Raw genomic sequence first — 21,974 nt, forward strand, 5'->3', positions numbered from 1 at the left:
GCAAAAATAGAATATTTATTTAGAACAATTAAAAATAGCGTTATATATTTGCGCATCAAATTATTAAGATTTAGTCTAAATAAATTAAAAATAGCCTCAATTCGATGTCAATCAAAACTTTACACTTCCCATTTTTCTTACTGCTAACGATCGGGGCTTTAGGCCAGCAAGACAGCATTCCGCAGGAAAAATTGAAAGAGGTTGTCATCACGGGTCAATACAATCCGCAATCGGTAAAGAAATCGGTGTATCAGGTTGAGGTGATTTCACGCGCCGACATCGACCGACAAGCCGGAAACAATCTCGCCGACCTGCTCAACCAATCGCTAAACATTACGGTCATGCCGAGTTCGTCTACCGGAAAATCGACCGTCGAGATGTTCGGACTCAATTCGCAATACATCAAAATCCTAGTGGACAACGTGCCCGTGATCAACGACGAAGGTCTCGGAAATTTCACGGACCTTACGCAAATCAACCTCGACGACATCCAACAGATCGAGATCGTGAAAGGTTCGATGGGCGTCGAATACGGAGCGAATGCCGTGGCCGGAATTATCAACATCATCACCAAAAAAAGCTCGAAATACAAGTGGGAAGTCACGCCGTATCTGCAGGAAGAGACGATCGGCAAAGAGTACAACGGCATCAATAAGGGCCGTCACATCCAATCGGTGCGCGTCGGGCATAACATCAATCCGAAATGGTACACGTATGCGACGTTCACGCACAACGATTTTGACGGTTTCCTGAACAACAAACAAGGACAAAATCATTTATTCAACGACGGTTTGCGCGGATACGAATGGCTTCCAAAGGATCAAATCCACGCAAAAGCGTACCTCGGTTTCACTCCTAATACGAACCACCGTTTCTTTTACCGCTTCGAATTTTTTGATGAAGAGACCAAGTATTTCAACGATATAGTCGATCCGAATTACAATCCGGCGACCGATACCGACGACCCGATCGCAGCCGACGATATTTACGGTTCCCAACGTTTCGTACACCTTTTCAACGCGGCCGGTAAATTCACCAAAGGCCTGACGTACGATTTTTATCTGTCGTACCAACAGCAGACGCGCGACATCGAGAGTTTCCAGTACCGCATCCGCACCGGCGAAAAATTCGACGTCAAGGATTTTGAGTACGAATCGCGCAAAGCGTATTTCACCAAAGGAAGTTTGAGCAATTTCCTCGACAGCGACGTGATCGATTTCCAGGTCGGATACGAGGTCAACGAAATTCACGGATATGCCTCGTCTTTTGCAGGCGAGGGCATGTTTACCGAAAACATCAAACGCACGCTTGGTACGTACGATGTGTACGGTTCTACTGAAATCAACATCGGCAAACGTTTTTCGGTACGTCCCGGCGCGCGCGCATTGTTCTCGTCCAAATTCGATACGATGACCGCGCTTTCGTTGAGCGCCAAATACGATCTGGGCAACGGATATGATTTGCGCGGGATTTTAGGAACCTGTCCGAAACTGCCGACTTACGAGGAATTGTACACGTATTTCGTAGACGTGAACCACAACGTGCAAGGCAATCCGAATTTGCAACCCGAAAACGGAATTTCGGCCTTCCTACACCTGAACAAGATTTTCAAGTCGGGCGACAAAGTCAATTTCGACACCATATTCTCGACCTGGTACCTCAATGTGCGCGACCGCATCGAGCTCGTCGCTTTCCTGGACGACGGATTGCGCTACCAATACGGCAACATCGATATTTATCGCACATACGGCGCATCGTTGACGTCACAGATGACGTACGGCAACCTCGGTTTGAATGCGGGCTTCACGTTTTCGGGCGTTTCCAAAGTGCTCGACAGTGCCGAACTTTCCAACGACGATTATCTGCACAGCGTACAAGCCAATGGAAACGCGTTTTACCGCATCCCGAAATGGGGCACGACGCTTTCGGCTTATATCAAATACAACGGACCTGAATACCAATTCGTGACTTCGGAAGATTTGAACGGCGATCCTGTGATCGTACGCGGAAAACGCGACAGTTTCACGTCTGTCGACGCCACGGTTTCCAAAAGCTTCGACAAAGACCGTTTCCAGGTCACGCTTGGCGCAAGAAACCTCACCGACATCAAGCGTATCAACACCAATGCGTTGCAAGGCGGTGCTCATGAAGGCGCGGGAACTTCAGTCCTGTTGGGTTACGGCCGTTCCTATTTCCTCAAATTATTGTACAAATTCAATTTCGGATGATGAAAAAGCTACTGTTATTCTTCGTTTTATTCGCCGGATTTTTTGCCGGATGCGAGTCGGAAGATCAAATCGCCGACCAACCTTTCGTCGTGGCTTTCGAAAAGCGCTCGTACGATTATTCACGGATTCCGCAGCACCAAACCGTAAAGTTGGTTTTTTCGGAAAGCGCGAAGGCCGATGGTTTCGTCCGTATCCGCATTACGACGACCAATGCCGAAATGGGCGTCGATTTCGATATTTCGGATGCGACCGAAAACCACGAACTGCTGATTCCGATCTATCGCGGACAGACCGAGGCGGGCTTTGTGTTCGAAAACCTGATCTATCCGTTCGATTCGGACGACAAATCGATCAAACTCGACATCATCGCGATCGATTATCCGCAGCCGAGCAACATACAAGGTTATACGTCTACGCTGATTTCGTTCGAACGCTCGCTTGGCGCGACTACGGCTCCCGAAATCGGTGGCCCGAATGAAGGCAATCAGGTGTATTTCGATTTGAGTTCGGAAACTGCGACCCAGGTTTGGCGCGACAGCTGGGATTTGGGCTTTTACTGCGGAGACGAATTCCGCGTGGGCATAAACGGATCGATCTACATGGCCGTGAAAAAACTCGACGTCACGAATATCGACGCGGTTACCGAAAGCAGCGTTTCTCAATACCAATCGCAGGTTTCGGTCGGGACGTTCAATCCGGACAATGCGGCGTATATCGACTATCCGAGCGGACAGATTTCGGGAACGGCGATTTCCGAGATATCGTCCGACAATCACGTGTATCTGGTCAATCTCGGTTATACGGTAGGCACGACGACTCCGGCTCCGGGAAGCGTGGCGATTGCCGGTGAAGCGCGTGGATGGAGAAAAATCAAGGTCATCCGCGAAGGCGAAGGGTACAAACTGCAATATGCCGAACTCAACAGCGCGACGCACCAGGAAGTCTCGATCGCCAAAAATCCGGCGTACAACTTTACGTTTTTCAGCTTCAACACAAATTCGACGGTGAATGTCGAACCCGAAAAAGACAAATGGGACTTGAATTTCACCGTGTTCACGAACATCATCGACGGAGCGGGTTCTTATGGCTATTCCGATTTCGTACTCAACAACATCAAGGCCGGCATCAAGGCATATCGCATCAACGTTTCGGGCTCGGTCACTTACGACAACTTCGATCTTGCCGATGTGAACGATGCGAGTTTCCAGGACGACCAACGCGTGATCGGTGCCGATTGGCGCGACGTGTTCTCGGGTTCGGCCTATACCGACAGGTTTTACGTACTCAAGGATTCCGACGGGAATTATTACAAGATCAGGATGCTCGCCTTTTTGAACCAAAACGGGATGCGCGGGTATCCGAAGTTCGAGTACAGGCTTTTGCAATGACAGGCTAGCGTTAAATCATAGATAAATCAACATTCGACAACTAAATAATAATCATTAAATACTCTAACATGAAAAAAACAATACTTCTGGCTTTGGCCGTCTTCGGATTGGCTTCGAATGCACAAACTCCGGGTTTGGTTACCCAAGGCGCGGGTTACGCGAATCAGGTTTACTACAAATTTTCGTCGAACTCGACAACGGCAACCGTTCCGGCGGCATCTTGGGACATCGCTTTCTTGAGAACGAGTGCTTTCGCGATCTCCGTGCGTGTCAATGACAGCCGTATCCAGACCTATGAGGTTGGTGCTACATCGGTTTGGTCGACTGTAGACGTGGCTCAGGAAGCGAATTGGACAAGATTGTACAACAGCGACGTAGAATGGGAAACAGGTTCGTTCGACACAGGTTCGGCCACTTACGGCTGGGGCGAATACAACCCGGTAACGCACCACGTGGTAGGATCGAAAGTTTTCGTTTTGAAAACGGGATCGGGAGCGACGGCTGCTTACAAGAAAATCAAGATCGACGATTTCTTTGGCGGATATACGTTCACCTATTCTTCATGGGACGGATCGGCTTGGTCTGCAGACACGACCCAAACGGTCGCGAACTCGTTGAACACCGACCGTTTCTTCAACTATTTCAGCCTTACGACGAATGCGGTGGTAGAAGTGGAGCCTGCCAACACCAACTGGGATTTGCTTTTCACCCAATATGTAACCGATTACACCGGCGGAGTGGACAACAAGTACAAAGTGACAGGTGTTTTGACGCATCCTGACATCCAAGTGGCGCAACACGAACAACCCGACGGGCTTCCGGCAAACTTTACACCGACTTTCGGCGAGCAGATCAACGTCATCGGTTTCGATTGGAAAACCTTGAACGGAAACTTCCAGTACGATGTAGATTCAGACCAGGCATTTTTCGTGAAATTGGCCAACGGAACGGTTTACCGATTGACCTTCGACACATTCGTAGGTTCTTCAACAGGCGTAACTACGTTCAACCAGCAAGACGTGACGTCGCAATTGTCATCGGAAGAATTCGAGAATCGCGTTTCTTTTGGCATTTATCCGAATCCGTCCGTAGACAAGAAGATCAGCGTGCTTTATGACGGCGCACAAGCCGATGCGAAGAACAGCGTGAGCATCTTCAGCCTTACGGGTGCGAAAGTTTACGAAACGAATTTAGACAACAACGGTTTCGCCAATGCGGAATTGAACTTGTCGAACCTCAATGCAGGTGTTTATATCCTGAAGTTCCAATCGGGAGATTATGCCGCAACGAGAAAGATTGTGTTGCAATAGCAATTTATTTTGGTTTAGCTGCGCTCGATTCGGCCGTTGGTCTCGGGTGTTTTTGGCCTCGGGAAACCGGGGCTTTTTTTGTGGTAAGCCACGAATGTCTCGAATTTCACAAATTTGTCTGTGAATCGGTTAGCCCTAAAAACAATTGGAATGCATTAGTGTAATTCGTGCCATTCGTGGCTAAAATCATCAATCCATGTGTGATGGATTGTATGTTTCTAGGATAGCTTCAGCTTTATGAAGTGCTAAAGACATTAGTATAATTCGCGGCTAAAATCACATCAAGTATTCCTTAATGATGCTTACGATCGCACTTACGATATACTGGATCCCGATCGCGATTACGATAAATCCGACAATCCTCGAAATCGCAACGATTCCCGATGCGCCGAGTATTCTCGAAAGGTAATGCGCGCTTCTCAAAATCAGGAAAATCACTAAAGAAACGCCTGCCATTGCCAACACGGCCACGACCATTTCCATCATTTGATGGTGTTCCTGATAGAATGCGATAAGCAATGAGATCGATCCGGGACCGGCGAGCATCGGCATGGCCAAAGGCGTGAGCGCGATGTCGTTGCGTTGCTGTATGTCGCTTTCGACGCGTTTGTTGATCCCTTTTCTTTTCGAGATGTTGCCCGACAAGAGGTTGAAGCCCGAATTCACGATGATCAATCCGCCGGCAATCCTTAAAGCTTCAAGGCTGATGCCGAAAAACGACAATACGTATTTACCTATGAAATATGAAATGAGCAGGATGATGAAAACATTGATGGCCGTCCAGATCGAAAGGCGCGAACGCTCGGCTTTGCTGTCGTCTTGGGTCAATCCGACAAAAATCGGAACGGTTCCGATCGGGTTCAATACAGAGAAAAGCGCGGCGAACAGGTAAATGAAAAGCTCCATCGGTTTTGGTGCAAAATTAAAGGCGGAACAGGCGATCGGTGTAAAGCCGATGTGAACCGCAGGTTAAGGTTTCGGGCAAAATTTTATGCAGGCGTTAAGACAGCCTTCACGTTAAAGATACTAATTTTATGCAGAGTGCAGCCCTAAACCTGCGCCACGAACCCAAAACCTCGAAAATGACACCGAAAAAAACCTTAGTGCTCGGCGCTTCCGAAAACCCGATGCGCTATTCGTATCTGGCCATCAATAGTTTAGTCAATAAAAAACACCCGGTTGTCGCGGTCGGACTTAAAGAAGCCGAAGTCGCCGGAGTAAAAATATTGACTACGCCTGCGCCTTTCGCTGATGTGGATACTGTCACTTTGTATCTGAATCCGCAGCGCCAGCAACAGTATTACGATTATATCGTGGGCCTTAAACCCGAACGCGTGATTTTCAATCCGGGAACCGAAAACCCAGAATTATACTCAATCTTGAAAGAAAACGGGATCGAAATCGAAGTGGCGTGTACGTTGGTGATGTTGTCGACGAGCCAGTATTGATTTTTTGCCACGAATTACACCAAAATACAATATGAGATTGATGACATTCGTGTAATTCGTGGCTATTTAACCCAAGCTTCCAGTTCGGCTGGAGTCGGGTTTTTCGCGACCACGATACCGTCGGGATTGATTAGGTATTGCAACGGAATTCCACTGCCGTTAACGCCGAATATAGAACTCACCTCGTCACCTTTAGACAAATCGGTTCTCAGGTTTTTCCATGGGATGCCGAATTTTTCCGACGCCTTGAGCCACGATTGTTTGTTCTAGTCTATGGAAACCGAAACGATTTCGAGATTGTCTTTCGCATGAAGTTTTTTAAGGTTCGGGATTTGTTCGAGACAGCCCGTACACCAACTCGCCCAAAAATCGATCAGGATCCATTTTCCCGAAAACGTTTTGGTATTGAAAAGCTTGTCGTTTTGGTCGGGAAGCGTAAAGTGTTTCATCTTGCTATTTACGGCGATGACGTTTGCGGGAAACAATCTGTCGTAAATTTTCGCACAGGCGACCAAAACCTGAGCTTGGTTATTCGGTTTGATTTTGGCATGCAATTCTTGTAATGTCGTAAGCTCGGTTTCATAAAAGGTCTGGGCAAGTTTCTCAAGTATATAAATGCTGACAGCACTTTCCGGATAATCGTCAATATTCTTTTTTCCGTTTGAGAATAATTGCTCCTTTGACATTTTTCCGCCGCGATAGGATTGGTAATCGGACATGAATTTTACATATAGGTCTTGAGAAGCCGAGCCTTTTACCGACTTGAGAGCAAGATTCCAAAAACCTTTATAATCGGGATTTTGGGTTTGGGTGCAAGTCGCATCCAATGTAATTTCGCTTGATTCCAGAAAAAAACTGTCGACCTGATAGCGTTTTTCCAACCAAACACCGGCTTCGTAATTTTCATTTTCCAATTTGCCACGGAATTCGAACTTACGGTTTACGATTTGTACGCTGTCGACCTTGTCTTCATACACCAAATAAATCTTACCCGAATAATCGCAATCTAAAGTTCCCGTGACACGAAACGGATGGTTTTGTGCCCATGAAACGCAGCATGAAAACAACAAGATGAACGGAAGCGTCCGCATTAAAAACGAGTTTGGGTTTCGGCAGGTTTGCTGATCATCAACAATCCGATGAACGTTACAAGAGCGTTCACGATTATCAGTTCGTTGTCGAACACATATCCGAACCAATCCTTCGAATTTTCGCTAAGCCAAAGCGTAAGTAGAGGCGAGGCGATGCAGACCAAAGGCACGAACGCATCCTTGACGGTTTTGGTCTTGACGAATAATCCGAAGCAATACAACCCCAAAAGCGGTCCGTAGGTGTACGAAGCGATCTTGAAGATCATGCTCACGACCGAGCTGTCGTTGATGGCGTTGAAAATCACGATCGTAAGGAACATCAGCAACGAAAAACCGATGTGTACCAAATGGCGCGTGCGCACGACTTTCGCATCGTTGGGATTCGCTCCTTTATCCATGCCCAAAAAATCGACACAGAACGAGGTCGTGAGCGCGGTCAAGGCCGAATCGGTCGTCGCGAAAGTGGCCGCGGTCAATCCTAAAAGGAAAACCAACGAGGGAACGAAACTCAAATGATGGAACGCGATTTCAGGGAAAAGTAAATCGGTGCGCGGTTTGCCCGAGAGGAGATCGGTCGGTACGGCGATGTTGTTCTGTTCGGCGTAGATGTACAAAAGCGCGCCCACGCTAAGGAAAAAGATGTTGATAAGAACAAAAATTCCCGTAAACGTGAACATATTTTTTTGGGCTTCACCGATATTTTTGCAACTCAGGTTTTTCTGCATCAGATCCTGATCGAGCCCGACCATCGCGATCGTGACGAAAATCCCACCAAGGATTTGCTTGATTACGTGAAAACGGCTTCCCATGAAATCCTCGAAAAAGAAAACCTTCGAATAATTGCTTTCTTTCACTTTCTCGAACGCTTGGATTGCGCCCAGATCGAGGCTGTCGCAAATGAAATAAATCGTGAGGAAGACCGACGAGACAAGGAAAAATGTCTGTAACGTATCGGTGATGATAATGGTTTTGAGTCCGCCTTTGTAGGTGTAGGCGAAAATCAGCCCGAGCGAAATCAATACGGTGACCGCGAACGGCACGTGGTAATAATCGAACACGTAGCGTTGCAGTACGATTACTACGAGATACAATCGGAAAGAAGAGCCGATGGTACGTGAAATCAGGAAGATAAGCGCGGCCGTTTTATAAGAAATCGTGCCCAGCCGTTTTTCGATATAACCGTAAATCGACGTGAGGTTCATGCGGTAATACAACGGAAGTAGGATTGTAGCAATCAAGACGAACCCGATCGCGTTGCCCAACACGAATTGGAAATACTTGAATTGTTCGCCACCAGACGCCCCGACTTCGCCCGGAACCGAAATGAACGTCACGCCTGAAAGCGCCGTTCCGATCATCCCGAAAGCGACCAGATACCACCTTGAGTTTTTATTGGCTTTGAAAAAGGCGTCGTTGCTGCTGTCTTTTCGGCTTACGACATAAGAAATCAGGAACAATAGCCCGAAATAAACGAGCATTAGGGTTAAAATGGCGGCTGGAGTCATTCGTTAGGTTTGATAAGGCTTGGCTTAGGTGGTGAAAATACGAAGAATGTCGTTTGGTTGGGAATGTGATTTGATGATTTGGATTTTTGTATGTGGGTTTGTGGGTTTGGGGCCGAAGGATGGTTTTGGAGCTTAAGACCTAACAGGTTTTGAAAACCTGTTAGGTCTTACCAAGTTCGAGAGAAAAAAGATGTTGCTGCTATAGTTTTTCTGTATTTATTGTTAAAAAGAAAGATAATTTAAAGTGAATTTGATTTTGTCGCCTGCGTTTTGAGCGAATAATCCTTAAGACCTAACAGGTTTTCAAAACCTGTTAGGTCTTACCGAAAGTTAGTTGTTTAAATCCAAATCAAAGTACAGATTTTCTTCCTTTTTTGTTAATAGAAAATCTTCCGACACATTGTGTTTGCGCAACGGAATGCATCTCGCGGGCAACGTATCAAAGCCTGGCATCCAAAGCAAAGCGTGTCTTTACTATCTTTGCGACATGGAATTCTCCTCAAAACTTCTCGAACGCGCCGTAAACGAAATATCCCAACTTCCGGGTATAGGAAAACGCACAGCTTTGCGATTGGCTTTGCATTTGTTGCGGCAGCCTAAGGAACAGGCCGCATTTTTGACGGAAGCGTTGATTTCGATGCGTAACGACATCAAATCTTGCAGGGAATGCCACAATATTTCCGATCACGACATATGCGAAATCTGCTCAGACAGCCGAAGGAACCGATCGATCATTTGTGTCGTGGAAGATATACGCGATGTAATGGCGATAGAGAATACCGGCCAGTTTCGCGGCTTGTATCACGTGCTTGGCGGAAAGATCTCACCCGTTGACGGCATCGGCCCAAGCCAGCTCAATGTAACGACTCTCGTCGAAAAAGTAAGAGGCGGCAATGTACAGGAGCTCATTTTCGCCCTAAGCCCGACTATGGAAGGGGATACCACAAATTTCTACATTTATAGACAGATTAAAGATTTCGAAATTGTAACCTCGACGATAGCGCGCGGAATTGCCGTCGGGGACGAACTTGAATACGCCGATGAGGTCACACTCGGTCGAAGTATCCTGCAACGTGTACCCTTCGAAAATTCGTTAAAGAACAATTAGCGTTGAATTCACGCGTTTCTATGCTAGTTTAAAAATGAAAAACTATATTTGTCTGCTAAATTTTGCGAATCGGATGAAGAGGCTATCGGCTTATTTTCTATTGCTTGTCGGGTTATTGTTCACGTCCTGCATACCAACAAAAGATCTTATTTACCTTCAGGGAGAACCCAACCAATCGGCTCAGGCGGTCAATCCGGTAGTTTCGAAGCCTTACCGTCTTCAGGTCAATGACATCCTCAATATCACGATAAAGGCAATCGACCCACAATTCGTGAAGCTTTTTCAATCTACAGAAACGGGGCAGGTAAACAAATCAGAACAAAGTCTTTATTATGACGGTTTTGTGGTAGACGACCACGGAAACATCAGAATGCCAATCCTCAATGAGGTAAATGTTTTGGGATATACCTTGGAAGAAGCACGCCAATTAATCGAAAAGCGTCTGCTCGAGGAGTATTTCACCAAAGATGCCAATCTTTTCGTGAGCGTCAAACTTGCGGGGTTCCGATATACGATAAACGGAGAGGTCGCTTCTCCGGGAACGAAAACGCTCTTTCAGGAAAAGGTTAACCTTATGGAAGCGATCGCCAATGCAGGCGACATCAGTATTGTAGGCGACCGTAAAGCAGTGACGGTGATTCGTCAAACGCCAAGCGGTACGGAAATAAAAACGGTAGATCTTACCCAAAGGGATGCGATGTCGTCTCCCTATTTTTATCTGCAGCCTAACGACTATGTATATGTAAAGCCGCTGCCGCAAAAGACTTTGGGAACGGGAACCACGCTTGTGCAGTCCATGACCGCGCTTATTTCGGCGGCTTCACTGATTACCACAGTCATCGTATTAATGTCGAGATAGAACACAGAAGATGCTTGATACTAAAGATTTCTCGATTTTGGATAGCGGAAAGGAAAGCTTCGACTTTAAAGGTTTCCTGATAAAAACCCTGAGTTACTGGAAGTGGTTTTTATTGAGTCTTGTCGTGTGTTTTTTTATCGCCCACCAGGTCAACATCAGAAAAGAGAAAGTCTTTGGCGTAGAAACCACGATTTCGGTCAAGGAAGAAAACAACCAGCTTTTCACTTCGAATACAAGTCTCGTGTTTAATTGGGGCGGTATATCGGACGAGGTTCAAGGTATCGCCTTTACACTTAAATCAAGAACACATAACGAAAAAGTGGTCGATTCTCTCGATTATTATATCGATTACTTGCAGCAAAGCGAATATTACATGCAGGATGTTTACGGTGAAGTTCCGTTCCGCATCGTGCTCGACAAAAAGAACGCACAGATTTTCGGGTCACTTATCGGTATAAAATTCGTTTCGCCGACGGTTTATGAAATCGAATATACTTTCAAAGGAAATTCTGTTCCCGTAGTCTATTATAATGAAAACAAGATCGGAACGATAAACGTCGAACCATCGGTAATGCGCAGGCGTTACAAAGTAGGACAGATGGTAGATCTTCCTTTCCTGCATTTTTCGGTAGAGCTAAAGGAAAATCCGGAAGCTTACCTGAACAATCCTTATTTCATACGTTTCAACCATTTCGATGAAGTTGTCTTGCGTTATCAGGGCATCCGAGCCGATATAGATGAGAAAGCAGGATCCATATTGAGGCTTTCATTGCAGGGAAGCAACAAGGCCCGAATGGTCGAATACCTGAATACTACCGTAGGTGTGCTGATCAAAGATCAACTCGATCACAAAAACCAATTCGCGCTCAACACCATAAATTTCATCGACAAAACCCTTGAGGATCTCGATGCCCAATTGACCAAAAGCGAGGGTGAGATCAAAGATTTCTCGCGCGGCAAAAACCTGTCCGATATCGAGAATACAAGCGATAAATTCTCAGGCCAACTCTTGGAATACGACACGCAGCGCGACGGTATATACCGTAAAATCGCATATTTGAATTCGTTGAAATCCTATCTGCAGAACAGTGTCGATTTCTCTAAACTGATCGCCCCGACTTCTGCCGGAATAGACGACGCGAACATCAATGCCAACGTTTCCCAATTGGTCGCGCTTTCTATACAACGTTCCAAAATGGCCTACGCGGTGCATAACGAGAAAGCGTTCCGCGATTACGACAAGGATATTGAAGCCGTAAAAAGGGCGTTGCTGGAGAACATTAAAGCCGTAAGGAGTTCCGTCGATTATGACCTGAACCTCGTGCAATCCAAAATCGGCAAGGTCGAAAGTACAATCAGCCAATTGCCCGAAGACAAGCAGGAATATTTTCGCCTGAAGCGCAAGTTCGATCTCAATGCCAACGTGATCAACACGTTTATGGCCAAAAGACTTGAGGCCAGGATTATCAAGGAGTCCAATATTTCAGACATCCATTTCATCGATTCGGCCAAAGATGTCGGCAGCGGCCTTATCGGTCCTAATACGAGCGTAAATTATGTGATGGCATTTTTCCTCGGATTGCTTATTCCACTCATTTTCATTTTCGCCATTTTCTTCCTTGAAAACGCCATTTTGAATACGGACGACATCACGAGATTTACCAAAATCCCGCTTATTGGAGTTGTCGGAATAAAATCTACCAAATCGAACCTTGCCGTATTCGAGAAACCGAAATCGGCTTTGGCCGAATCATTCCGCGCGATCCGTTCATCGCTGCAATTCCTTTACAAGAAAAGGGGAGATTCGTCCGACGCGGGCAAAACCCTTATGCTGACCTCGTCTGTGAGTGGCGAAGGAAAGACATTCTGCTCCATAAACATCGCCACGGTGTTCGCGATGAGCGAGAAAAAAACAGTCATCGTAGGATTGGATTTGAGAAAACCGAAAATTTTCGACGATTTCAAAGTGCGCAACGAAATTGGTGTCGTCAATTACCTGATCGGACAAAAATCGCTTGCCGAAGTGATCCAAAGCACGCATATTCCGTTTCTCGACGTGATTACATCAGGGCCGATTCCTCCGAATCCGTCCGAGCTTATCATCAGCGAGGCCATGCACGAATTCGTGCGCGAACTCAAGTCGAAATACGATTACGTGATTTTCGACACGCCTCCGGTCGGATTGGTGGCCGATGCGCTCGAACTGGCCCAGTTTGCCGATGTGACGCTCTACATCATGCGCCAGAACTACACCAAGAAAGAAATGGTGCTGTTGCTCAACAACCGATTCAAGCGAGGTGAGCTCAACAATGTAAGTATCGTGTTCAACGGCTACCAGAACAAGGCCAAGTACGGCTCGGGTTACGGATACGGATACGGTTACAGTTATGCCGACTATTCCGAAGGCTATCACGAAGAAGACAAGCCGCAAGGTCTTTTCAGACGATTTTTGAACCTTTTTGGCCGTAGATAACGGTAATCATAATGTCCCAAACCACAACACAAAAAATTCTTATTACAGGCGGTGCCGGCTTCATCGGTTCAAATCTTTGCGAATATTTCGTTTCTAAAGGCTATCGCGTGGCTTGCCTTGACAATTTCGCGACGGGCCATCGCCATAATATAGAAGCACTTCTCGGCAATCCGCTTTTCGAGCTTATAGAAGGTGATATCCGGAATACCGAAGATTGCCAAAAAGCCGTACAAGGCGCAGATTATGTATTGCATCAGGCCGCATTGGGTTCAGTGCCGCGTTCCATTAACGATCCGGTGACGAGCAACGAAGTCAATATTTCAGGTTTCCTGAACATGTTGGTTGCCGCGCGCGACGCGAAAGTGAAGCGGTTCATATACGCGGCGAGTTCGTCTACGTACGGCGATTCCGAATCGTTGCCCAAAATCGAGGAAAAAATCGGGAAACCACTTTCGCCTTACGCGATCACCAAATACGTGAACGAACTGTACGCCGAGATTTTCTCGAAGACATACGGTATCGAAACCATCGGATTGCGTTATTTCAACGTTTACGGAAGAAAACAAGATCCGAACGGAGCATATGCCGCCGTGATCCCCAAATTCGTGATGCAGCTCATGAAGCACGAAAGCCCTGTGATCAACGGCGATGGTTCGTACTCTCGCGATTTCACGTATATCGACAACGTGATCCACATGAACGAACAGGCTATGCTTTCACAAAATCCCGAAGCCGTCAATACCGTGTACAATACGGCCTTCGGCGAACGCACTTCGCTGAACGAATTGGTCGTGAAGCTAAAACAATACCTGTCGGAATACGATGCTTCGATCGCCGATGTCGAAATCGTGTACGGCCCGAACCGAACCGGAGACGTCGCCCATTCGTTGGCAAGCGTAGACAAAGCCAGACGATTGCTCGCATACGACCCGCAATTCTCGTTCGCCCAAGGTTTGAATGAAGCGGTCAGTTGGTACTGGGAAAACCTCAAATAATTAATCAACAGATAAACGTCTATCGTCCAAGTGTCGATTGTCAGTCGTATATTTGCAACCCGAAATAAACACTAATGAGCATTACGAAAATTTGCTGCATCGGAGCCGGTTACGTAGGAGGTCCTACGATGGCCGTCATTGCACAAAAATGTCCGGATATACAGGTGACCGTAGTCGATCTCAACGAGGAAAGGATTGCGCAATGGAACAATCCCGACGTAGAGAAAATTCCGATCTACGAACCCGGATTGAGCGAAATCGTCGCCAATACGCGCGGTAAGAACCTGTTTTTTTCTACCGAAGTAGACAAGGCCATAGACGAGGCCCAAATGATTTTCATATCGGTCAATACGCCTACCAAGACGTATGGTTCGGGCAAAGGCATGGCCGCCGATCTCAAATACATCGAGCTTTGCGCGAGGCAGATTGCACGCGTGGCCAAAAACGACAAGATCGTCGTCGAGAAATCGACGCTTCCCGTTCGTACGGCCGAAGCTATCAAAAGCATACTCGATCATACCGGAAATGGTGTGCAGTTCCAAATCCTTTCGAACCCGGAATTCCTTGCAGAAGGAACGGCCGTACAGGATTTGCTGAATCCCGATCGCGTACTTATCGGAGGCGATACCACGCCCGAAGGTGAAGCGGCGATCCAATCGCTCGTAAACATTTATTCGAATTGGGTAAGCAAAGACAAAATCCTGACCACGAACGTATGGTCTTCGGAACTGTCGAAACTGACCGCGAACGCTTTCCTTGCGCAGCGCGTTTCTTCGATCAATGCCATCTCGGAATTGTGCGAAAAAACCGGTGCAGACGTAAACGAAGTTGCGCGAGCGATAGGCATGGACAGCCGCATCGGCCCGAAATTCCTCAAATCGTCGGTAGGATTCGGAGGCTCGTGCTTCCAGAAAGACATCCTCAACCTCGTCTACATCGCCAAAACGTTCGGATTGCGCGAAGTGGCCGATTATTGGGAACAAGTCATTTTGATGAACGACCACCAAAAGCGCCGTTTCGCCAACAAGATCGTCCAGACACTTTACAATACCGTAGCCGACAAGAAAATCTGCTTCCTCGGATGGGCATTCAAGAAAGACACGAACGATACGCGTGAATCGGCTGCGATTTACGTGGCGCGCGACCTGGTGTCCGAACAGGCCAACATTGCCGTATTCGATCCTAAAGTCGAGGAATACCAAATCCAGTCCGACCTCGATTATCTCAATGTCTCGGAACGCAGCAAAAAAAGAGTCACTTCATACGAAAACCCATACGATGCGTGCCATTCGGCCCATGCGATCGCCGTCCTTACCGAATGGGACGAGTTCAGGGATTACGACTGGCAACTCATCTACAAGAATATGCAGAAACCGGCTTTCATTTTCGACGGCCGCAATTTGCTTGACGGAAAGAAACTTACCGAAATAGGTTTCGTGTATAAATCGATCGGATCGTAAACCATGGAAAAGAAAATAGGCGTCATAGGATTAGGCTATGTAGGATTGCCGCTCGCAAGGCTTTTCGCCACCAAATACCCGGTCGTGGGCTTCGACATCAACCAAAATCGTATTGACGAGCTCAATTCGGGAAAAGACAGTACGCTCGAAGTCGAGGACGACTTGCTTCAGGCCGTGCTCGCAAAATCTGCGCTCGACGGAAACGGTTTGTACTGTTCGTCGAACATCAACGATATAAAAGACTGCAATTTTTACGTGGTCACGGTTCCGACACCGGTCGACAAGAACAACCGCCCAGATTTGACACCTTTGTACAAATCGAGCGAAACGGTCGGAAAAGTCCTCAAAAAAGGCGACATCGTGATTTACGAATCGACGGTGTATCCCGGCGTGACCGAAGAAGAGTGTATTCCCGTGCTCGAACGCGTGAGCGGACTCAAATTCAACGTCGATTTCTTCGCCGGATATTCGCCTGAGCGCATCAATCCCGGAGATAAAGAACACACGGTCGAGAAAATCCTCAAGATCACATCGGGTTCCAACCCAGAAACAGCCGAAAAAGTAAATGACTTATATAAATCGGTGATCACCGCCGGAACGCACCTCGCGCCATCGATCAAAGTGGCCGAAGCCGCGAAAGTCATCGAAAATTCACAGCGCGACATCAACATCGCGTTCGTGAACGAGCTCGCGAAGATTTTCAACATCATGGGCATCAACACGCGCGATGTACTCGAAGCCGCGGGCACGAAATGGAATTTCCTTCCGTTCAAACCCGGATTGGTCGGCGGACATTGCATCGGGGTCGATCCGTATTACCTGGCGCAAAAAGCACAGGAAATGGGTTATCACCCCGAAATTATCCTTGCCGGAAGACGTTTGAACGATTCTATGGGCGAATATGTCGCTTCATCCGTCGTAAAACTGATGATCCGCAAAAACATCAAGGTCAACAGCGCCAAAGTGTTGTTGCTCGGATTCACGTTCAAGGAAAATTGCCCCGATGTGCGCAATACGAAAATCGTCGATGTCGTGCATGCGCTCAACGATTTCAAACTCAACGTGACGGTGTACGACCCGTGGGCGAATCCTGCCGAAGTCAAGCACGAATACGGATTGCACACCACACAGCAGATCCCGGCCGATAAATTCGACACGATCATACTCGGCGTGGCCCACAAGGAATTCCTTTCGCTCGACCTAGATCAATTCAAAAAGGAAACTTCGGTGGTGTACGATGTAAAAGGCGTTTTGAAAACAGAAGTGGACGGTTACCTCTAAAATTGCGATATGAAAAAGATATTGATTACAGGCGGAGCAGGTTTTATCGGATCTCATGTCGTAAGACGTTTCGTCAACAATTACCCCGATTATCAGATTTTCAATCTCGATGCGCTCACGTATGCGGGCAACCTCGAGAATATTTCCGATATAGAGAACGCACCGAATTACACGTTCATCAAAGGCGATATCACCGATGCCGCGTTCATCGACGCGCTTTTCGCCGAACATAGTTTCGACGGCGTGTTGCACCTGGCCGCCGAATCGCACGTAGACCGTTCGATCACCGATCCGCTCGCGTTCGTGAAAACCAATATTTTCGGTACGGTCAATCTTTTGAACGCCGCGAAAAACACTTGGAAGGACAACAAGGATGGGAAGCGTTTCTACCATATTTCTACCGATGAGGTTTACGGTTCGCTTGGTGCCGAAGGTTTCTTTACCGAAACGACCGCTTACGATCCGAATTCGCCTTATTCCGCGTCGAAAGCCGGTTCCGACCATTTCGTACGCGCTTACGGAGAAACATACGGATTGCCTTACGTGCTTACGAATTGTTCGAACAACTACGGGCCGAACCATTTCCCCGAGAAACTGATTCCGCTTTTCATCAACAATATCATCACCAACAAGCCGCTTCCGGTTTACGGTGATGGAAAATATACACGCGACTGGCTTTTCGTAGAAGACCACGCGCGTGCCATCGATTTGGTTTTCCACGAAGGAAGAAACCACGAAACGTACAACATCGGCGGTTTCAACGAATGGCAGAACATCGATCTCGTCAAGCTTTTGTGCCAATTGATGGACAAAAAACTCGCACGAGAAGCCGGGACTTCCGAACAATTGATCACGTACGTGAAAGATCGTCCGGGCCACGATTTGCGCTATGCGATCGACGCGTCCAAAATCAACAAGGAATTGGGTTGGAAACCGTCGGTTACGTTTGAGCAAGGACTCGCGCTTACGATCGACTGGTATCTGGATAACCAGGAATGGCTCAACCACGTGACTTCGGGCCAATACGCCAATTATTACGACAAGCAGTACAATCAATAGTCGATGAGCCAACTCAAAAAAGGGGCAGCGCTTTCCTATGTCACCATTATACTGACAAATGGGATCGGATTGCTGTTGACGCCTTTCATCATCAAGCATCTCGGCGATAGCGAATACGGATTGTACACGTTGATCGGCTCGCTTATCGGCACGATCAGCGTACTCGATTTCGGGCTCAACAACACCATCGTAAGATTTGTGGCCAAGTTCCGCGCCAAGCAGGACAGGCAGGCCGAAGACAACTTTTTGGCGACCGTGATGATCATTTACGGCATCATTTCGGCTGTTATCGCCATTGTCGGGATCGGCTTGTATTTCAACCTCGCCGACGTTTTCGAAAAGCTCACGCCGGCCGAACTCGAGAAGGCCAAAATCATGTTTTCGATCCTGATTTTCAACCTTGCGATCACGTTGCCCGGAGGCGCGTTCACGGCAATTTGTTCGGCTTACGAGCATTTCGTGTATCCGCGCGCGCTCAACATCATCAAGTATTGCGTGCGTTCGCTTATGGTCGTCGGATTGTTGCTTTGGGGCGGCGATTCGGTTTCGATCGTCGTTTTGGATACGGTGATCAACGTGATCGTCATTTCGATGAACGCGTATTACGTGCTGCGCATCCTCAAGGCGCGTTTCAAATTGTACAGTTTCGAGATGCAGCTCGTGCGCGAGATTTTCAAATATTCGATCTGGATTTTCATTTTCGCGATGGTCGGCCAGTTCCAATGGCGCGCCGGACAATTGATTTTGGGCGATATGATCGGACCCAAAGCGGTCGGGATTTACGGCGTAGGGATTTTGCTGGGCACGTATTACGGTGCATTTTCCACGGCGATTTCGGGGGTTTTCCTTCCTAGGGCGACCAAAATGACGGTACTCGAAGCCAAAGCGGACGAACTCACCGACCAAATGACGCGCATCGGACGTTTCTCATTGATCATACTTCTGATGATCCTCGGCGGATTCCTGCTCTACGGACGCCAGTTCGTTCATTTGTGGGTTGGCGACAATTACCGCGATTCGTTCATCGTGGCGATCATCATCATGTTTTCGTATACGTTGCCGCTCGTGCAGTCGTTTGCGAATTCGATACTTGAGGCACGAAGCATGTTTTCGTTCAAGGCCGTCACGTATATTTCGCTGATCGCCATCGGAACCGGAATAGGTGCGTGGCTCACCCAATTTTACGGATTGGTCGGCATCATTTATGGTTCGGCAGGCGGATGGATTTTGAGCCAGATCATCATGAACATCTATTACAAACGCGTCATAAGGCTCGAGATCGGACGTTTTTTCAAGGAATTGTTCGGCGGATTGTTGCCGGCGTTTCTCGTAATTTTGCTTATCGGATACGGAATCGACTTCCTTCCCGGAAAAAATTGGCTCAACCTCGTACTCAAGATTTCGGCTTTCGGGATCGTGTACTGCGCGTTGGTCTACAAATTCGGGATGAACGCTTCGGAACGCGCCGTCATATCGAGTTCCATTCCGTTCCTAAAAAAGAAATCACATGCTTAAGCTAGACGGATTGCGGTTCGAAAATGGCGGAAAGCGCATCGTTTACGACTATTCGTACGGTGCTGCGCTTTCGCACTATTTCAATAAAAAGCAATCGTATTTCGTTGAATATACAGTAGATGTAAGCCAGATTCCGGCCAGCATTGCCGTTGTTCCTTTCCTTGCGAATTTTACGCCCATATCGTGGTTTGCGGGCTTTGATATCGAAGTTCCCGAAGCCGACGCGACATTCTTACATTCCCTCGAAGAGCTCAAAAAAGAATTCGCGGTGCATTTTGCCAAAGTGAAACCGAACACGAAAGTTTTGGCTACCAAAGTCGTGAGCAATAAAATTGAAGGAGACGAAACGGCCTTGCTTTTCAGCGGCGGACTGGACGCTTTCGAAGCTTTGACGCGCAACATCGACAACAATCCTTATCTGGTTTCGGTTTGGGGCGCCGATATCGAACTTACCGATACCAAACGCTGGGACGAATTCCAACGGTTCAATAAAGAGGAAACCATAATTGCCGACGATCGTGTGCTGTATGTGAAAAGCAACCTGCGTACCTTCTATACACACAAAGTCGATCTGTTGGTCGATATTTCGTGGTGGGGGAAAATCCAGCACGGCATGGCGCTCATCAGCATGATCGCTCCGTTGAGCTGGCTCAAAGGCATCAATACGGTGATGATCGCTTCGTCGAATACGGGCGAGGTGTCGTTCGGTTGGGGTTCGACTTCCGAAACCGACGAGAAAGTGAAATGGGCATCGATGAGCGTCATACACGACGGTTTCCACCTTCGACGCACCGAAAAAATCGAAAATATCGTCGAATTCGCGAAAAAAACCGGACACAACACCCAGTTGCGCGTGTGTTATTCTGAATTGAGAAACGGCAAGAACTGCAGTAAATGCGCCAAATGCCAACGAACCATGCTCGGTTTTATATTGTGCGGCGAAAACCCCGACGATTACGGGTTTAACATTCCGTCAAATTTTTATGAACTGCTGTTTAAGAATTTTGGCGAAAACGCGGTGATGACTACCGGAGTCGCTTATGAATGGCGGTGTTTGCAAGAAAAAGCGGCATCTGCCCAAAACCTGCATTTCATCGAAAATCCCGAAACGGAGAAAAATAATATAGCTACCTTTGCCGCGCTGCCGTTGGAAACCATGGTCAACCGCAATATTGATGCGCAATTGGGCAAGAAAAAGCTCAAGTTTACACTCATCAGCAAATTCCCGCGTTTGTTCCAATGGTATCTCAAAATCCGCCGCGCTCTAAAGACAACATGAAATACGGACTGCTCTCTTACGACGAAAACAAACGGTTCTACAATGTAGGCGATAACATCCAAAGCCTTGCCGCCAAGCAATATCTTCCGCAGGTAGACGAATTGGTCAACCGCGAGCACATGGCCGATTACCACAAAGGAAAGACCAAAATCATTCTCAACGGCTGGTTCACGCACAATACCAAAAATTGGGTGCCGAGCGACGACATCGTACCTTTGTTCGTGTCGTTCCACATCAACAATACGGCAGCTCCAAACATGCTATCCGAAAAAGGGATCGCCTATCTCAAGAAGCACGAACCGATCGGTTGCCGCGACCAGTTTTCTGCCGATACGCTCAAAGCAAAAGGAATCGACGCCTATTTCACAGGTTGCTTGACGTTGACTCTTGACAGTTATAAAGTCGATGATTCCGAACGCGGGGACGACATCTACATCGTCGATCCGTTGTACAGTTATCCGAACTGGGCCAAAGTGAACTACAACTGGAAAACGCTTTTGCGCAGCGTACAAAACGGCAAGATTTTCAAATTGGGCGACAAGAAAAAGCACCTCAGAGGCTTTATCGATGCCGATTTGCTGGCAAACGCGAAATACGTCGATCAGGAACCGCCTGCCGGAATCCATACAGACGAGCAAAAGTTCGCGATGGCCGAAGACATCCTCAAAAAATATGCGAAAGCCAAATTGGTGATCACCTCTAGAATCCATTGCGCACTGCCTTGCCTTGCTTTGGGGACGCCCGTAATTTTCGTGAACGGATTTGACAGTTTCGTCGATTCATGTAGATTTGACGGAATTCTCGATCTTTTCAACCGCGTAGACGTAGACGCCAAAACCGGAAAATTCACGACGAATTTCGGGCTTGAAGGTAAAATCGACCGCAACACCATGGTCAAAAATCTTGAAAAACACCATGCGCTGGCCGAACCTTTGAAGGCGAAATGCCGGGAATTCATAGCTTTGAACCAGTAGC

Annotated in this window: 18 protein-coding genes; 14 read left to right on the forward strand and 4 right to left on the reverse strand. The window is 47.4% G+C overall.

Features of this window, described 5'->3' with window-relative positions:
- Positions 1-104: 104 nt before the first annotated feature.
- From HZF10_RS08105 to HZF10_RS08115, 3 genes are all read left to right on the forward strand, one after another.
- A complete protein-coding gene (locus HZF10_RS08105; RefSeq protein ID WP_176005693.1) occupies positions 105-2,228 on the forward strand; it encodes a TonB-dependent receptor plug domain-containing protein in 2,124 nt (707 codons plus the stop codon).
- Complete coding sequence (locus HZF10_RS08110) at positions 2,225-3,616, forward strand: HmuY family protein (protein WP_176005694.1); 1,392 nt, start codon at positions 2,225-2,227, stop codon at positions 3,614-3,616. Before HZF10_RS08105 ends, HZF10_RS08110 begins: the two co-directional genes overlap by 4 nt.
- A gap of 68 nt (positions 3,617-3,684) precedes the next feature.
- Entirely contained in the window at positions 3,685-4,926 is a 1,242-nt protein-coding gene (locus tag HZF10_RS08115) for a T9SS type A sorting domain-containing protein (RefSeq protein WP_176005695.1), read from the forward strand.
- A 276-nt stretch (positions 4,927-5,202) separates the two neighbouring features.
- Here HZF10_RS08115 and HZF10_RS08120 read toward each other — a convergent pair whose 3' ends face one another.
- A complete protein-coding gene (locus tag HZF10_RS08120; protein WP_176005696.1) occupies positions 5,203-5,832 on the reverse strand; it encodes a MarC family NAAT transporter in 630 nt (209 codons plus the stop codon).
- 176 nt (positions 5,833-6,008) lie between these two features.
- Here HZF10_RS08120 and HZF10_RS08125 point away from each other — a divergent pair, with 176 nt between their 5' ends.
- Positions 6,009-6,374 (forward strand): CoA-binding protein, encoded by a 366-nt coding sequence (locus tag HZF10_RS08125; RefSeq protein ID WP_176005697.1) that lies wholly within the window; start codon positions 6,009-6,011, stop codon positions 6,372-6,374.
- 62 nt (positions 6,375-6,436) lie between these two features.
- Here the strand turns inward: HZF10_RS08125 and HZF10_RS08130 are convergent, their stop codons facing one another.
- The 3 genes from HZF10_RS08130 to HZF10_RS08140 form a co-directional block, all read right to left on the reverse strand.
- A complete protein-coding gene (locus HZF10_RS08130) occupies positions 6,437-6,574 on the reverse strand; it encodes a hypothetical protein (protein WP_176005698.1) in 138 nt (45 codons plus the stop codon).
- Positions 6,575-6,640: 66 nt separating this feature from the next.
- Positions 6,641-7,465, reverse strand: coding sequence for a TlpA disulfide reductase family protein (locus tag HZF10_RS08135; protein WP_176005699.1), 825 nt, complete (start codon positions 7,463-7,465; stop codon positions 6,641-6,643).
- Complete coding sequence (locus HZF10_RS08140; RefSeq protein ID WP_176005700.1) at positions 7,465-8,970, reverse strand: sodium:solute symporter; 1,506 nt, start codon at positions 8,968-8,970, stop codon at positions 7,465-7,467. Before HZF10_RS08140 ends, HZF10_RS08135 begins: the two co-directional genes overlap by 1 nt.
- A gap of 487 nt (positions 8,971-9,457) precedes the next feature.
- On the opposite strand from HZF10_RS08140, the gene recR reads away from it, so the two are divergent.
- The 10 genes from recR (at position 9,458) to HZF10_RS08190 (ending at position 21,973) form a co-directional block, all read left to right on the forward strand.
- Positions 9,458-10,078, forward strand: a complete 621-nt coding sequence (gene recR / locus HZF10_RS08145) for a recombination mediator RecR (protein WP_176005701.1) — start codon at positions 9,458-9,460, stop codon at positions 10,076-10,078.
- A gap of 73 nt (positions 10,079-10,151) precedes the next feature.
- Complete coding sequence (locus HZF10_RS08150) at positions 10,152-10,937, forward strand: polysaccharide biosynthesis/export family protein (RefSeq protein ID WP_176005702.1); 786 nt, start codon at positions 10,152-10,154, stop codon at positions 10,935-10,937.
- 10 nt (positions 10,938-10,947) lie between these two features.
- Positions 10,948-13,410, forward strand: coding sequence for a polysaccharide biosynthesis tyrosine autokinase (locus tag HZF10_RS08155; protein WP_176005703.1), 2,463 nt, complete (start codon positions 10,948-10,950; stop codon positions 13,408-13,410).
- Between the two features lie 11 nt (positions 13,411-13,421).
- Complete coding sequence (locus tag HZF10_RS08160) at positions 13,422-14,405, forward strand: SDR family oxidoreductase (protein WP_176005704.1); 984 nt, start codon at positions 13,422-13,424, stop codon at positions 14,403-14,405.
- A gap of 74 nt (positions 14,406-14,479) precedes the next feature.
- Entirely contained in the window at positions 14,480-15,865 is a 1,386-nt protein-coding gene (locus HZF10_RS08165; protein WP_176005705.1) for a UDP-glucose 6-dehydrogenase, read from the forward strand.
- A 3-nt stretch (positions 15,866-15,868) separates the two neighbouring features.
- Positions 15,869-17,146 carry a nucleotide sugar dehydrogenase gene (locus HZF10_RS08170; protein WP_176005706.1) on the forward strand — a complete coding sequence of 426 codons (1,278 nt, stop codon included), beginning with the start codon at positions 15,869-15,871 and terminating at the stop codon, positions 17,144-17,146.
- Between the two features lie 9 nt (positions 17,147-17,155).
- Positions 17,156-18,205 (forward strand): dTDP-glucose 4,6-dehydratase, encoded by a 1,050-nt coding sequence (gene rfbB, locus HZF10_RS08175; RefSeq protein WP_176005707.1) that lies wholly within the window; start codon positions 17,156-17,158, stop codon positions 18,203-18,205.
- Positions 18,206-18,208: 3 nt separating this feature from the next.
- Positions 18,209-19,720: a lipopolysaccharide biosynthesis protein gene (locus HZF10_RS08180; protein WP_176005708.1), complete on the forward strand. Its 1,512-nt coding sequence runs from the start codon at positions 18,209-18,211 to the stop codon at positions 19,718-19,720.
- Positions 19,713-20,999 carry a hypothetical protein gene (locus HZF10_RS08185; protein WP_176005709.1) on the forward strand — a complete coding sequence of 429 codons (1,287 nt, stop codon included), beginning with the start codon at positions 19,713-19,715 and terminating at the stop codon, positions 20,997-20,999. Before HZF10_RS08180 ends, HZF10_RS08185 begins: the two co-directional genes overlap by 8 nt.
- Entirely contained in the window at positions 20,996-21,973 is a 978-nt protein-coding gene (locus HZF10_RS08190; RefSeq protein WP_176005710.1) for a polysaccharide pyruvyl transferase family protein, read from the forward strand. Before HZF10_RS08185 ends, HZF10_RS08190 begins: the two co-directional genes overlap by 4 nt.
- Position 21,974 lies beyond the last annotated feature (1 nt).

The sequence above is a fragment of the Flavobacterium agri genome (assembly GCF_013401995.1).
GTDB lineage: Bacteria > Bacteroidota > Bacteroidia > Flavobacteriales > Flavobacteriaceae > Flavobacterium > Flavobacterium agri.

What these genes read in the sequence shown, in the direction of transcription:
- HZF10_RS08170 (WP_176005706.1), top strand. Translation starts at nt 15,869, where the DNA reads ATGGAAAAGAAAATAGGCGTCATAGGATTAGGCTATGTAGGATTGCCG.
- rfbB (WP_176005707.1), top strand. Translation starts at nt 17,156, where the DNA reads ATGAAAAAGATATTGATTACAGGCGGAGCAGGTTTTATCGGATCTCAT.
- HZF10_RS08140 (WP_176005700.1), bottom strand. Translation starts at nt 8,970, where the DNA reads ATGACTCCAGCCGCCATTTTAACCCTAATGCTCGTTTATTTCGGGCTA.
- HZF10_RS08150 (WP_176005702.1), top strand. Translation starts at nt 10,152, where the DNA reads ATGAAGAGGCTATCGGCTTATTTTCTATTGCTTGTCGGGTTATTGTTC.
- HZF10_RS08185 (WP_176005709.1), top strand. Translation starts at nt 19,713, where the DNA reads ATGCTTAAGCTAGACGGATTGCGGTTCGAAAATGGCGGAAAGCGCATC.
- HZF10_RS08165 (WP_176005705.1), top strand. Translation starts at nt 14,480, where the DNA reads ATGAGCATTACGAAAATTTGCTGCATCGGAGCCGGTTACGTAGGAGGT.
- HZF10_RS08115 (WP_176005695.1), top strand. Translation starts at nt 3,685, where the DNA reads ATGAAAAAAACAATACTTCTGGCTTTGGCCGTCTTCGGATTGGCTTCG.
- recR (WP_176005701.1), top strand. Translation starts at nt 9,458, where the DNA reads ATGGAATTCTCCTCAAAACTTCTCGAACGCGCCGTAAACGAAATATCC.
- HZF10_RS08135 (WP_176005699.1), bottom strand. Translation starts at nt 7,465, where the DNA reads ATGCGGACGCTTCCGTTCATCTTGTTGTTTTCATGCTGCGTTTCATGG.
- HZF10_RS08180 (WP_176005708.1), top strand. Translation starts at nt 18,209, where the DNA reads ATGAGCCAACTCAAAAAAGGGGCAGCGCTTTCCTATGTCACCATTATA.
- HZF10_RS08125 (WP_176005697.1), top strand. Translation starts at nt 6,009, where the DNA reads ATGACACCGAAAAAAACCTTAGTGCTCGGCGCTTCCGAAAACCCGATG.
- HZF10_RS08190 (WP_176005710.1), top strand. Translation starts at nt 20,996, where the DNA reads ATGAAATACGGACTGCTCTCTTACGACGAAAACAAACGGTTCTACAAT.
- HZF10_RS08155 (WP_176005703.1), top strand. Translation starts at nt 10,948, where the DNA reads ATGCTTGATACTAAAGATTTCTCGATTTTGGATAGCGGAAAGGAAAGC.
- HZF10_RS08110 (WP_176005694.1), top strand. Translation starts at nt 2,225, where the DNA reads ATGATGAAAAAGCTACTGTTATTCTTCGTTTTATTCGCCGGATTTTTT.
- HZF10_RS08105 (WP_176005693.1), top strand. Translation starts at nt 105, where the DNA reads ATGTCAATCAAAACTTTACACTTCCCATTTTTCTTACTGCTAACGATC.
- HZF10_RS08160 (WP_176005704.1), top strand. Translation starts at nt 13,422, where the DNA reads ATGTCCCAAACCACAACACAAAAAATTCTTATTACAGGCGGTGCCGGC.
- HZF10_RS08120 (WP_176005696.1), bottom strand. Translation starts at nt 5,832, where the DNA reads ATGGAGCTTTTCATTTACCTGTTCGCCGCGCTTTTCTCTGTATTGAAC.